Source organism: Kribbella sp. ALI-6-A, from assembly GCF_001984195.1.
Lineage (GTDB): Bacteria > Actinomycetota > Actinomycetes > Propionibacteriales > Kribbellaceae > Kribbella.
Map to the genome: position 1 here is coordinate 507,427 of NZ_MTQN01000008.1, position 12,564 is coordinate 519,990.

The window sequence follows — 12,564 nt, forward strand, 5'->3', positions numbered from 1 at the left end:
CGGGGTCCGGTTGTTTGCGTTGTCGTTTCGCCGGTTGCTTGGGTGAATCCCATGGAAACCGCAACTGCCGTACCGGACTTCCCGGCCTTCCGCGAGCGCGTTCTTCAGGCCATCCGCGGGACCGAGCAGCTCAACAAACTCCCGTACGACCACCAGCCCGCCATCCTCGCGGCGTGGAGCCGGCTGACCGGCCAACCCGTCGACGAGACCTTCCACCTGATCCCACCGGTGTACTCCGACCACGGCATCAACATCCGGGTCGGTCAGCACGTCTTCGTCAACCAGGGCTGCCGCTTCAACGACATCGGCGGGATCGAGGTCGGCGACCACGTGATGATCGGACCAGACGTCAGCCTGATCAGCTCCGGCCACCCGGTCACGCCGTCCGAACGCCGCTCGGGAATCACCGCGGCCCCGATCCGCATCGAGCGCAACGTCTGGATCGGCGCGTCGGCGATGATCCTGCAGGGCGTGACCGTCGGCGAGGACTCGGTCGTGGGCGCCGGCGCGGTCGTCACGCACGACGTACCGCCGGGCACGCTCGTCGTCGGGTCCCTTGCGCGGGTGGTGCGAACCATCCGCTGACCACCTCAGCCGCGCGAGTCTGCTCGAACTCATCGGTCCCAGCGCACGCCGGTGGCGACAACCGTCACGGGCGACGATCCTCGGTTGGCGGAGTCGGGATCATTGGCGCCGTCGCCGGCGCGGATGCCGCTCGCGATGGTCACCGTCGCCACGTGGACGCCGCGGGGAGCGAGTTCCTGCCCCGAAGCGGGGTGGCGCCGAGCATCTGGGGTACTGGGCCGGTATGAGCGACGAGGACAACACCGGGCCGGTGGAAGCGGTGCGGGTCGGTCCTGGGCAATTCTTGTTGGCTGCCGAGCGCGCTGAGGTCGAGATCGGTCTGGTGTTCGCTACAGCGGGCCAGACGTTCGAGGTCGTCTCGCGTCCGGTCGACGTCGGCTCTGGTCGGTATCTGGCCACAGTGAACCTGATGGCCGGCCCTGGCGCCGGCCGTCAGCTCACCGTCGAAGTTCTCCAAGCCGGCCCTCGCGCCGACTGAGCTGTTGCTGACACCGGCTGTGCTGGCCGGTAGCCCAGCGATGGCTCACTTGGCAGAGGCGGCCCAGCGATGCTGCAGTCTTGCCGGCAGGAAGTGGCCGAAGACGTTCCCCGCGAAATGGCCTCCGGCGATGGTCGTACGCTCGTCGTGGTAGTCGTCGAGCAGCCTGACGCGTGTTTGCGTCCCAGCTTGGGGTCGACGTCGAAGCGGAAGTTCCAGTGGGTCTCGCTGACCTGCGCCTGGGTGTGCATCACATCGCCCAGGATCAGTACCCTCTCGTCGCTGTCCGGGGCGGTGACGAGCAGGCTGGTGTGGCCGGGCGTGTGGCCAGCGGTTGGAATCGCACGGACGCCTGGCACGATCGGCTCCCCACGATCCAGAAATTGGACGACCGGGCTCAATGGCTTCTGGACGGCCTCCGGGTCAGGTCCGGTGAGTTCGGCGCTGCCATTCCAGAACTCCCACTCCGAACGGTCGACCACGTGGCGCGCTCGGTCGAAGGTCAGGCCGGTCGGCGATCCGCTGTGGACGGCGTTCGGGGCCGGCGCGTGGTCAGTGGTCCAGCCGACGTGGTCGTGATGAAGGTGCGTGAAGACGACCGTGTCGATGTCGCTCGGGTGCAGATCCTCGGCAGCGAGGCTGTCGATCAACCGCCCGCCGGTGAACGAACCCATCCCCGGGATGTCGAAGTCGACCGCGCCGAGACCGAGATCGACCAGCACCCGGTGGGTCGGGGTTCGCACCAAGAACGAGCCGACGCTGATCGGCAACCTTCCGTCGTCGTCGAGATAGGGCGCGTACGCCGACCAGCCATCCGGCGCGGAGGCAGGGAAGAACACGGTTGGGTCGAGGTGGACCTCCCCGTCGGGAAGGTAGGTGATCGTGGTCGAGCCGAGTGTGACTCGGGATCGTGGTGCGGCGTTGAGCATCGAGAGCATCCCTTCGTGAGCTGATGGAACTAACCATTGGTGAGCGCTGATGCGCTGGACAAGTACGCACTTGCAAGTGCGTAGATCCTCGAATCGCTTCCCTGGAACGCTTCACGGTCTGATGGACCTGGCTCCCCTTGAAACGAGTACTAACCGTCGGTTAGCTTCCAGGAATGCCACGACCTCCTGTCAGACCTCGGCCCCGCCCGGGCACGCGTAGGCCGGCCCGCGCCCGGCTTGCGGACGGTCACTTGGCGAACGTCTACAGTGCGGCCTGCCCGTCTCGGCAGGCGTTGGACCGGCTGGCCGACAAGTGGAGTGTGCTGCTGATCGGTGCGCTGGAGGCCGGGCCGCAACGCTTCGGCCAGCTGCGCGATCGAATCGACGGCGTCAGCGAGAAGATGCTTGCTCAGACACTGCGCAGTCTCGAGCGGGACGGGTTGGTCAACCGGCAAGGTGACCGTCCGGACCGCACGGTCGTCTACCAGTTGACGCCTCTGGGGGAGACGCTGCGCGCACCGGTCGCCGCGATCCGGGAGTGGGCTGAGCAGTACATCAATGACATCGAGCAAGCTCGCGAGCAGGCTGACTCACGTCAGTCCGAGGATCCTGGTCGGGTCCGCGAGTGATCAGCTCATCGTCGCCCGGTGCTGCCGCAGGTGGTCGAGTACTGCGGTGAGCATCGGCGTGCCCTGGCCGCCTTCGCGGATGGCGGCGAAGAGATGACGTTGTGGGCTCGGGCCGTGCACCGGCCTGATCGCCAGGTCTGGTGGCATCGAGGTCTGGGCAAGTCGTGGCAGCAGTGCGACAGCGTGAGCTTCACGGACCAGCTGTGTGACAGCGTGCCAGTCGTCGACCCGGTGTGCGACGCGAGGTGCGAAGCCGGCGCCGGCACAGACGGCGGAGGTGACCGTGGCGCAGCAGCCGCCCGGCGTACCGGTGATCCACAGCTCTTCCCGCAGATCGCGCAAGTCGATGTCCGGCTGGTCCGCGAGTCGATGTCCGGCTGGTAGCGCGACGTCCAGGATGTCGGGTCCCAGCTCGACTCGGTGATACCGCGGATCTCCCGCGACCGGGGACCCGTCGAAACTGACCGCGATCGCGAGGTCGACGCGCCCGGCGTCGAGCAGGTCGAACAAGCCGGGAGGGTCGAGTTGCTGCAGCGAGATCTGCACCTGCGGAAGCTCAGCGCGAAGCGACGTCAGGACCGGCGGCAAAAGGCCGACCAGCGCCGAGGAGAACGCGCCGATGGTCAGTTGACCTCGAACGGTTTCGTCCCAGGTCTGGAGATCCAGTCGTGCCTGCTCCAGTCTGGCGAAGACGCTGTCGGCGTGCTCCAGTAGCGCGGCGCCGCGGGGAGTCAGCTCGACCCGGCGGCCGCGCCGTTGGATGACTGCGAACCCCAGCTCGCGAGAAAGCCCGGCGAGCTGCTGCGAAACCGCTGAAGGCGTCAGGTGCAGAGCCGTCGCGGTCTCCGTGACGGTGCCACGCTCTCGAAACTCACGGAGAACCCGGACCCGACGCAGGTCGTCGATGAAGTGCGGGCTTAAGGGTTTCATGTCAAAAGGCTAGATGGACTGAATCCTCCAGGCCAGCTCACGCTTGATCCGTGAACAGGCGACCAGTGCGATTGGGCATCATCGGTCTCGGCGCGATGGGCACGGAGGTTTTGCGCGTAGCTGCGGACCATCCGGAGTTCACCGTCGTTGCGGTGGCCGACCTCGAGCTGAGCGTGCTCGAACAACATCGCCCGGGTCATCCGGACGTTCGATGGACCCAGGATCCCGCCGACATCGTTTCAGCGGTGGACATCGACGCCGTGTATGTCGCGACTCCACCCGCAGCGCACGCGACGCTGGTTACTGCGGCGTTGAAAGCAGGTATGTCCGTGCTGTGCGAGAAGCCCTTGGCCATCGACGGAGCTGATGGCCAGCGCATGGTCGACGCGGCGGCCGAAGCCGCAGCGGCATTCGGCAGCGCGACTGCGGTCAACTTCGCCCTCTCGGATCGGCACGCCACCCGTCAACTGGAACGTGTGCTGCGTGCGGGCGACGTCGCTGAGGTGCTGTCGGTCGAGATTCGGCTGGCGTTCGCACAGTGGCCGCGAGAGTTTCAGGCCGGCGCGGACTGGCTCGATGGGCGAACGCAGGGCGGCTTCGTCCGCGAGGTTCTGTCCCATTTCGTCTATCTGACCGACCGTTTGATCGGTCCCCTGGAGCTCGTCGAGTCGGTACTGGAGTATCGCGCGGGCGACGAGACCCGCAGCGAGATCGCGGCCCGGGGGGTGCTCCGGGCCGGTGACGTACCGGTTCAGGTCTGCGCGGCCAGCGGTGTCGCCGGACCCGACACCTACGAATGGATTCTCCGTGGGACCGAACGCTCCTACCTGATCCGGAACTGGGATCAGCTTTTCGTAGCCGACGGCAACGGATGGCATCCGGTCGAGCTGATCGGTCCCCGCGGTTCGGAGGCGACCCGACTGCGCCTGTTCGCCGACGCGATCCACGGCGTGCACTCGATCGACCTCGCCGATTTCGAGACCGGTCTGCGTGTGCAGCGGGTCATCGAGGCGTTCCGCTCGGGCGGCACGGCATGAAGGTGATCGAGGTGGCCCGCCATGGCGGGGCCGAAGAGCTCCGGATGGTCCATCGGCCGGCGCCCGCGCTCGGGGAAGGTCAGGTCAGGGTCAGGACAGCTGCCATCGGCGTCAACTACCTCGACGTCCAGGAGCGCACCGGCGCGTACCAACGGGCGGTGCCTTACGTGCCGGGGGATGAAGGCAGCGGCACGATCGTCGCGGTTGGTGCCGGGGTCTCTGGATGGCGGCTGGGACAACGGGTGTGCTGGCAGGGGATCCAGGGATCGTATGCCGACGAGGTGGTGGTTCCCGCCGGGCGGCTCATCGCCGTACCCGGTGACGTGACCGACGACGTGGCGGCGGCACTGCTGACTCAGGGATTGACGGCGCACTACCTGGTCACCGACTCCTACCGAGTGCGCGCCGGGGATTTGGTCGTCGTCCTGGCCGGCGCCGGAGGCGTGGGACTGCTTCTCACCCAGGCGGCCAAGTTGAAGGATGCTCGTGTCGTCAGTGTGACCTCCACTGCGACGAAGGCCGAACTGTGTCGGGCCGCGGGAGCCGATCGGGTCGTGACCTACGACGACCTGGAGTCAACGGTGCTGGCCGAGTCTGCCGGAGAAGGCGCGCAGGTTGTGTACGACAGCGTCGGTCAGTCCACGTTCGAGAAGTCCTTGAGCTGTCTGCGACGGCGCGGAACCCTGGTGCTCTACGGGCAGTCGAGTGGTCCGGTCGCCCCGTTCGATCTGCGACGGCTCGGACAGCTCGGGTCGCTGACGGTGACCCGGCCGACCCTTCGCGATTTCGTGGTCGGTGAGACTCAGTTGCGTGCGCGGGCGGCGGAACTCATCGACTGGGCGCAGAAGGGCCTCGTGACGCCCCGGATCGGCGGCAGCTATCCGTTGGCCGAGGCCGCTCGAGCTCATGCCGATCTGGAGGCCCGACGGACCAGCGGCAAGCTTCTGCTGATCCCGTGACGGGGGAGCTGCTCCCGGGGGTGTGGGATCAGTCGTCCACCACCTGCAGTTGGACGTCATGGTGCTCGGCATCGGCGGCGGCGAACGCGAGTAGATCGGCGCCCTCGGTGGCGAGTGCCGCGGCGACTTCGGCGGATGGCCGGCGGTAGGTGCGCACTCGTAGCGTCGCGGCGGTTTTCGTCCGCTCGATCGTCCAGTCGCCACCGGTCTCGCCGTCGACCAGCACCACCGACGGCACTGGCCCGTGCGGACGGAACGAGTGGCGGTGGAAATCGGCGGTGATGATTCGGGAGCGGTCGGCGTGGGAGAGCAGCAGGTTGTCGAAGTCGTAGAGGTACCGCGGCGGCGCGGGCGTGTCGGCACCGGGTCGCGGCGCGTCGGGCAGATCGAACAGTTCGCGGTTGTCCTCGTCCCGGAAGACGAGCAGTTCGCTGCGCATCGGTTCGATGACTTCACCCAACCGGGTGAGGCCTGACCAGGTCTGGACGTCGCGCACCGACGCAGGCCCGAAGGCGCCGAGGTAGCGGCGTACCAGCCCGGCGAGATCAAGACCCCCGTCGGGTCGGCCGCCGAGCCAGGACTCCGCGGTGGTGTGCGCGATCGACCCGCTCTGACCCCACAACCCGCGGGGTGGTACCTGCACGAGCGGCACCAGGTTGCGTACGGCGTACGCGAGGCTGGCGGGCGGACAGTCGGGCCAGCGCTCGTGCAGGAGTCGCCCGAGTTCGCGCTGGGTCCTCGGACGCTCTGCGAGCAGGTCGCGGCCGGCGGCGGTTACCGCGTCCACATCGAGGTCGCGGACCGCATCGCGGTGCGTGTGGTTGGTGAACAGATCGCGATCCAGGACCGGCTGGACAAGCGGGCGCAGAGCGCCGGCGTCGCGTGCCGTGATCAGGTGGATCGTCGACCTCATCACTGCCATTCGTACCAAGGCTCGCGAGACCAGCCCGTCGGCGGCGACTTCGGGGTGGAAGCCGGCGATCCTGGTCCACAAGCCGGTGTACCAGGTGTGCGGTGTCTGCGCCTGGAGGCCGACGAGATGTTCGATCACGTCCGGCACCGGCCGGTCGGTGCGGGAGAGCAGGAACTGGCGGGCGAGGGTGGCGCGGTTGAGGTCGCGCCGGCTCAGCAGGCTCGTCATAGTGTCAAATCTCTGTTGGCTGGATGGACGGCGCTTTCAGCTCGGATCGGGACGCCTGGCTGTAGCGTTCGGCGAGCTGCTCAAGGTACGCGTGGAGTTCGGCCGGTCCGTCCTGGATCTCGAAGTCGGTGTCGAGCAGGCCCAGGTGCACCGCGAGGCCTTTCACGGAGCTTGACCCGGTGCTGAACAGGCAGGTGTGCTCGTCGATCGGTTCGATGGTGCCGGCCGCCGGCGGTAGTTGAGCAGCCATGGTCTCCGCCGGTGCGTGGACGATGATTCGGGCGCGATAGCGCCAGCCGGCCGCTGATACCCGCCGGGAGAGGTAGGTGGCGACGTCACCGTCTTCAGGGAGCCGGCGAGGCGTGAACCGTGGCCCGGTGGGTATGCGGGGCGAAATCCTGTCGACCCGGAACGTCCGCCAGTCCTGCCGATCGAGGTCGTAGCCGACCAGATACCAGCGGCGTCCCCAGTTGACGAGACGGTAGGGCTCGACCTTGCGTCTGGTGGGTTCAGCGCGGTGCGACAGATAGTCGAATCTGAGCTGCTCGTGATCGCGGCAGAGCGCGGCGAGTTGGGAGAGCAGTTCCGGATCGATCACCGGTGCGGGTTCGTCGTGGGGGACCTGGACGGTGAACGCGGCGATGGAGTTGACGCGGCGGCGCAGGCGGGACGGCAGGACCTGTTCGAGTTTGGTCAACGCTTGCAATGAGCTCTCTTCCAGCCCGGTGAGCTCGGCGGATTTCCGTAGCCCGATCACCACGGCGACGGCCTCGTCGTCGTCCAGGAGCAGTGGTGGCAGCGATCCGCCGGCGCCGAGTCGGTAGCCGCCGACAGAGCCTCGGGTCGCGTCGACCGGATAGCCCAGGCCTCGGAGCCGTTCGATGTCGGCGCGGATGGTGCGGGGGCTGACGTCGAGCTTTCCTGCCAGCTCGGCACCGGTCCAGTCGCGTGGCGACTGGAGCAACGCGAGCAGCTTCAGCAGCCGTGCCGAGGTCTCGATCATGCGAAAAGTCTGCCAGTCCATTAGGAAGCTGGCTCGCCTAATAGGGAAATAGCGTTCTTTCCATGACGACATCTACCGACATCCGCCCGTTCCGGATCGACATCCCGCAAGCCGACCTCGACGACCTGCAGAGCAGACTGGCCCGGACCCGCTGGGCGAACGAGCTGCCGCTGAAGACCGAAGGAGCGGTGCAGACCGGACCGGTGCCGCCGGGCTGGGAGTACGGCGTACCGGTCGGCTATGTGCAGCGACTCGTGGAAGCGTGGCGGACGACGTACGACTGGCGCGAGTGGGAAGCGCGGTTGAACGCGTATCCGCAGTTCGTCACCGAGATCGACGGCCAGCAGATCCACTTCCTGCATGTGCGATCGGCCGACCCGGACGCTGTCCCGCTGCTGCTGACGCACGGCTGGCCGAACAGCGTGGTCGAGTTCCTCGAACTGATCGAGCCTCTGACCGCACCGACCGAAGGTCAGGCCTTCCACCTGGTGATCCCGTCTTTGCCCGGATTCGGATTCTCCGGCCCGACCGCGGATCAAGGCTGGAACAGGTACCGGACCGCGCGCGCCTGGGCCGAGCTGATGCATCGCCTCGGCTACGACAAGTACGGTGCCCACGGCAACGACGCGGGCGCGTTCGTAGCACCTGAACTCGGCCGGATCGATCCGAGCCACGTCATCGGCGTCCACGTGACCCAGCTGTTCTCGTTCCCGTCCGGCGACCCGGCCGAGCTGGAAGGCCTGTCCGAGCACGAGGTCGGATACCTGACGTTTCTGCAGACCTTCCGGGACAGCATGTCGGCGTACGCCAAACTGCAGGAGACGCAGCCGCAGACCCTCGCCCACGCCCTGGCCGATTCGCCCGCCGGCCAACTGGCCTGGATCGCGCAGCTACTGGGCGGCACCAGCGACGAGCACGTGCTGACCAACGCGACGATCTACTGGCTGACCAACACCGGTGCGTCCTCGGCCCGCTTCTACTACGAGGACCACCACGCCGAACATCCCACCACACCGACCACCACGCCGACCGGCCTGGCGAGCTTCGCCCACGACTTCCGGCCGCTGCGGCGGTTCGCCGATCGCGACCACTCCAACATCGTGTCCTGGAACGAGTACGACCGCGGCAGCCATTGGGCCACCCAGGATGCTCCCGACCTTCTGATCAAGGACATCCAGGGGTTCTTCGGCAAGCTCACGACCTCGTAGTCCGGGAAGACGGTGAGGAAGGCGCGACCTTTCTCACCGACATCGATGGCAGGGCGTCTGGTTTCCGCGGACGCCGGGGTACGTTCCCGGCGTCCGCGGTCTTGCGGATTCGCAGCCGTGCGGTTGCTCGAGGAGTCGGGAGCGCGCTGGAACAACTCCACGCCGGATCGAGCAGAGCGACACCCGTCTACCATCTCGGAGAATGATCGGTAACGACGACCACCTTCTAGAACTGGAGATCGACACGATCTTCGGACTCGCGCCCGATCCGCCAGGCGAGCACCTACGCCTGGCGACATCGGATGTCGCCGCCGTCTTCGGATGGTCGCCGAACGCACGAGTCCTTGCTCTGAGCGCGACTGCAGCCGAAGTGATCGACGCGCTCGATCTCAGCGTCGCTGGGGACTTCTCGCCGGAGATCGAACCGACTGTGGTGACACAGGTGAAGAACTGTCTGCTCGACAGGACAGATCCTCCGTCCACGCTGAGCGTGGCAGGCGGACCCTCCTATGTCTTCCCTTCATCCGTCGAAGCTCCGCACGTGGGCTTGCCGATCGTCGTCTCCGACGACGCCGGGATCTCCGCCGCGCAGCGATTCGTCCGGCCGGACAACTGGGAAGTCTGCGAGTGGAAACAGTTGATCTGCGGCGAAATCGGACCGTGGGCGATGGCAGTGAACGATCTCGAACCAGTCTCCATCTGTCACACCCCCACCTCGACACCGAAAAGCGCTGAAGCAGGCATCTGGACCCGGCCGGATCACCGAGGAGCCGGACTTGCAGCGGCTGCCACGGTCGCTTGGTGGAAGCTCGAACGCCGATGTCGCGAGGTCATCTTCTACAGCACCGGTCGAGACAACTTCGCTTCCCGGTCAGTCGCTGCCAAGCTAGGTCTGCTACCGCTCGGGTGGTTGTGGACCATCAGATGAGCAGCCGCAGAGGTACCGTGCAGGGCGTGGGCGAGGCTGATCGGGAGGTTGCGCCTTCCGGACTGCTACGTCCAGCTGTTTCAGGGCGGTCACGTACCAGTGCTTTACTCAGCGCCGACGTCAGATCGACGAGCCAGGCGGTGGCCCGGCTTGTACAGCGACGCTATGGCGCGGCGGGCGGGATCGCGCCGAGGTGCTGGCCGGCTCTCAACGCAAAGCTCGGAAGCAGGTGGCGGACCAGGTAGGCACGCAGCCGGGCCGACCACGCGCGTCGACGCCGGAGCCCGGGGGATCACGACAGCATCATCCCACTACTGCCGAACGGCCCCGGCCCGGTCGCCTCGATCCCCGCCGCTCGCAGACGGTCAGTTGGCCTCGGCCACGACGACCTTCACGGTGGAGTACTTGCGGCGAAGCTCCTTGAACGGCTGGTACTCCGGGGAGTTCCAGAAGTCGAGGATGGCCTGCTTGCTGGGGAATTCGTGGATGACCAGGGTCGGCGGGTGCCAGTCGCCCTCCAGGGTCTGGCTCTCGGGATCGACGAGGACGTTGCGGGCGCCGACCCGCTCGATCAGCGGGTTGACGCCGTCGATGTACTGCTGGAATCCCTCGGCGTCGGCGATGTCGAGATCGATGACCACATAGGCGCTCATGGCGTTTCTCCTGATTGTCGTTGGTGACTTGTCATCAGCCTAGGAAGCAGAGAGGGGCTTTTCTATGTTGCTGTCGCCCGGAAACATGTGTGATCGTCCCGATTCACCGGTGCGGGCTCAGGCCCGAGTAAGCGTCGCGGCGGTGGTGAGGATGGCCGCCAACTGCGCCCGCAGCAGCTCCGTCAGTGGTATCTGCCGTCCGGGCGCCGCTTGCTCGGCCGCCGTTGCCCACTGGTCGAACAGCTCGCTCAGCTCCCGGTGCGCCCGCCGTACGGCGGGGGAGTGGTTGCCGACGGCAAGCTCGCCGGCGAGCAACCGCAGCGCGGATCCACAGCCGCGCAGCCGAAACAAGTGGGCCGTCTGCTGCCAGCCGAACCACTCGGCCGTCGTCGCCTCGCGCTGGTGCTCGCCGGAATGCGCGCGCAGGGCGGTGGCGAGCCCATCGACGGTACGCCGTACGTCGGCGGTCGACCGGACGAACGGTGAGTCCGGCGCGGACAGCGTGGCCGTCGCCGGATCGAGCCGCGTCCCGATCGCGGCCGACACACCGTCGAGCAGGTCCGCGGCGCCGGTCAGTACCTCGCTGAGCGGGACGCCGCTGCCGGTGGGATCGCAGCTGCGCGGGTCCGACCACTGCGGTACCTCGACGACGAGAGACAACGTGCCATGTCGTCGTGCCGCGTACTCGAGACTCGAGGTGCCGGTCGTCGTCACCGCGGCGTTCACCTCGGTGCTCGTCGGAGCGAGGAAGACGCCGGGCGCGAGTGGCCGGGCGCCGGGCAGCTCGGGATCGCCGAGATGCAAGGGAATGCCCACGTCCAGCTCGGTGAGGGCCTGGGCCAGGCCCGGCACTTCGCGCGTCACATAGTAGAAGACTCCGCCGAACTCACCGTTGTGCAGCGAGACCAGCAGGTCGGGCCGGATCGAGTCGATGGCCTCCATCAGCGCCTGGGTCTCGGGTGGGACGTCCGCCGCCGACCCGTCGCCGGGGAAGCTCCACTCGATCTGTTCGGCCAGGGGAGGGCGGTACAGGTTCCGTGCGTAGTGGCGCCGGGTGAAGGGTCCGCCGTACCAGCCCTCGTTGAGCCGGGCGGCGTCGGGATCGAGGCAACCGATGAAGTGCCAGGTGTACTCCGCGCTGAGCGGCCCCATGGTCGCGGAGCTGCTCTCTGGGCAGAGCGACTCGGCCAGATAGGGCACGGTCAGGAACCCGACCGGCTCGTTCGCATGCGGACCGGCGACGACCAGAGCCTCCCGGGGACCCGAGCCGATCGAGACCAAGTGGATCTCCTCACCCAGCCGGGAGGTGCCGAGCCGGCGGCGCCGGACCAGTTCCGGATGCCGATCGGCCAGCGCGAGCAGCCGCTCGTCGACCTCCTCGGGGGTCGGAAAGACGGTTTGCTCCGGCACCTGGTCGAGGAGCTGCGAGAGAATCATAGATAATGACATTATTCAGATAATGCCGTAATCTCAACAGCACGATGAAGCGGGCAGAGATTCAGCAGCGAAACCGGCAGGCGCTGACCGCGGCGGCGATCGACGTGATCGCCGAGCACGGGTACCGGGCCGCCACGGTGGAGACCATCGCGGCCGTGGCGGGCCTGTCGACCGGCGCCGTGTACTCGGTGTTCGGCGGGAAACAGGAGCTGTTCTACGCCGCGATCGCGGCGTGCCGCGGCGAGTCGATCGACGAACTCGCCCTGCCGGCCGACGGCTCGGTCGAGGAGATCCTCCGCGAGTTCGGGGCCGCGATGGCGGCGTCCGCGCGGTCCGACGGCTCCCGGCGGCTCTACCGGTTCGAGCTCGAACTCGCTGCTCTCGCCCTGCACGACGCCGCCTTCCGGAAGCGCCTGCGCAGTGACGGCGACCGGCTGGCCGACTTCCTCGCGGCAGCGCTGACCGGGAGGCCGGCCGCCGACGGCACCGCGTTGAGCGCGAAGATGGCGGGTCGAGTGGCGATCTTGGCCGTGTCCCTGGCCCGCGGGCTGATCCAGCGCAGTCTGTGGCTGGACGACGACGAGGTCGATCTGTCCTCCGCGTGCGCCGCGTTGGCGCCGGTGTCGGCCGCGGATCGGTGAGGCACA

14 protein-coding genes are annotated in these 12,564 nt (G+C 67.4%); 8 read left to right on the forward strand and 6 right to left on the reverse strand.

All coding sequences use genetic code 11. The features are described from left to right. Positions 1 to 51: 51 nt before the first annotated feature. Together BWI15_RS08410 and BWI15_RS08415 are read left to right on the forward strand one after the other, a co-directional pair. The gene (locus tag BWI15_RS08410; protein WP_077013724.1) at positions 52 to 585 is read left to right on the forward strand and encodes a sugar O-acetyltransferase; all 534 of its coding nucleotides are present in this window, start codon (positions 52 to 54) and stop codon (positions 583 to 585) included. 223 nt (positions 586 to 808) lie between these two features. Further along, positions 809 to 1,063: a hypothetical protein gene (locus tag BWI15_RS08415; RefSeq protein ID WP_077013725.1), complete on the forward strand. Its 255-nt coding sequence runs from the start codon at positions 809 to 811 to the stop codon at positions 1,061 to 1,063. Here BWI15_RS08415 and BWI15_RS08420 read toward each other — a convergent pair. Continuing rightward, complete coding sequence (locus BWI15_RS08420; RefSeq protein ID WP_202817593.1) at positions 1,018 to 1,992, reverse strand: MBL fold metallo-hydrolase; 975 nt, start codon at positions 1,990 to 1,992, stop codon at positions 1,018 to 1,020. The genes BWI15_RS08415 and BWI15_RS08420 overlap by 46 nt on opposite strands. A 251-nt stretch (positions 1,993 to 2,243) precedes the next feature. Between BWI15_RS08420 and BWI15_RS08425 the strand changes: the two genes are divergently transcribed. After that, entirely contained in the window at positions 2,244 to 2,621 is a 378-nt protein-coding gene (locus BWI15_RS08425; RefSeq protein ID WP_077013726.1) for a winged helix-turn-helix transcriptional regulator, read from the forward strand. Here the strand turns inward: BWI15_RS08425 and BWI15_RS08430 are convergent, their stop codons facing one another. Further along, positions 2,622 to 3,551, reverse strand: coding sequence for a LysR family transcriptional regulator (locus tag BWI15_RS08430; RefSeq protein WP_077013727.1), 930 nt, complete (start codon positions 3,549 to 3,551; stop codon positions 2,622 to 2,624). A 65-nt stretch (positions 3,552 to 3,616) separates the two neighbouring features. On the opposite strand from BWI15_RS08430, the gene BWI15_RS08435 reads away from it, so the two are divergent. Both BWI15_RS08435 and BWI15_RS08440 read left to right on the forward strand, forming a co-directional pair. Further along, positions 3,617 to 4,588: a Gfo/Idh/MocA family protein gene (locus BWI15_RS08435; protein ID WP_237771194.1), complete on the forward strand. Its 972-nt coding sequence runs from the start codon at positions 3,617 to 3,619 to the stop codon at positions 4,586 to 4,588. Next, positions 4,585 to 5,547 (forward strand): quinone oxidoreductase family protein, encoded by a 963-nt coding sequence (locus BWI15_RS08440; protein ID WP_077013729.1) that lies wholly within the window; start codon positions 4,585 to 4,587, stop codon positions 5,545 to 5,547. Before BWI15_RS08435 ends, BWI15_RS08440 begins: the two co-directional genes overlap by 4 nt. Before the next feature lie 28 nt (positions 5,548 to 5,575). Here BWI15_RS08440 and BWI15_RS08445 read toward each other — a convergent pair whose 3' ends face one another. Together BWI15_RS08445 and BWI15_RS08450 are read right to left on the reverse strand one after the other, a co-directional pair. Next, complete coding sequence (locus BWI15_RS08445; RefSeq protein WP_077013730.1) at positions 5,576 to 6,688, reverse strand: winged helix DNA-binding domain-containing protein; 1,113 nt, start codon at positions 6,686 to 6,688, stop codon at positions 5,576 to 5,578. A gap of 4 nt (positions 6,689 to 6,692) precedes the next feature. After that, positions 6,693 to 7,691 (reverse strand): helix-turn-helix transcriptional regulator, encoded by a 999-nt coding sequence (locus BWI15_RS08450; protein ID WP_077013731.1) that lies wholly within the window; start codon positions 7,689 to 7,691, stop codon positions 6,693 to 6,695. Positions 7,692 to 7,753: 62 nt separating this feature from the next. Here BWI15_RS08450 and BWI15_RS08455 point away from each other — a divergent pair, with 62 nt between their 5' ends. After that, positions 7,754 to 8,899 (forward strand): epoxide hydrolase family protein, encoded by a 1,146-nt coding sequence (locus BWI15_RS08455; RefSeq protein ID WP_077013732.1) that lies wholly within the window; start codon positions 7,754 to 7,756, stop codon positions 8,897 to 8,899. A gap of 202 nt (positions 8,900 to 9,101) precedes the next feature. Next, on the forward strand, positions 9,102 to 9,827 hold the full coding sequence (locus tag BWI15_RS08460) for a GNAT family N-acetyltransferase (RefSeq protein WP_083750616.1): 726 nt from the start codon (positions 9,102 to 9,104) through the stop codon (positions 9,825 to 9,827). A gap of 365 nt (positions 9,828 to 10,192) precedes the next feature. Here BWI15_RS08460 and BWI15_RS08465 read toward each other — a convergent pair whose 3' ends face one another. Both BWI15_RS08465 and BWI15_RS08470 read right to left on the reverse strand, forming a co-directional pair. Then, a complete protein-coding gene (locus BWI15_RS08465; RefSeq protein WP_077013733.1) occupies positions 10,193 to 10,480 on the reverse strand; it encodes a DUF1330 domain-containing protein in 288 nt (95 codons plus the stop codon). Between the two features lie 117 nt (positions 10,481 to 10,597). Further along, a complete protein-coding gene (locus tag BWI15_RS08470; RefSeq protein ID WP_077013734.1) occupies positions 10,598 to 11,917 on the reverse strand; it encodes a M14 family zinc carboxypeptidase in 1,320 nt (439 codons plus the stop codon). 44 nt (positions 11,918 to 11,961) lie between these two features. On the opposite strand from BWI15_RS08470, the gene BWI15_RS08475 reads away from it, so the two are divergent. After that, positions 11,962 to 12,558 carry a TetR/AcrR family transcriptional regulator gene (locus BWI15_RS08475; protein ID WP_077013735.1) on the forward strand — a complete coding sequence of 199 codons (597 nt, stop codon included), beginning with the start codon at positions 11,962 to 11,964 and terminating at the stop codon, positions 12,556 to 12,558. The last annotated feature ends 6 nt before the right edge of the window (positions 12,559 to 12,564 follow it).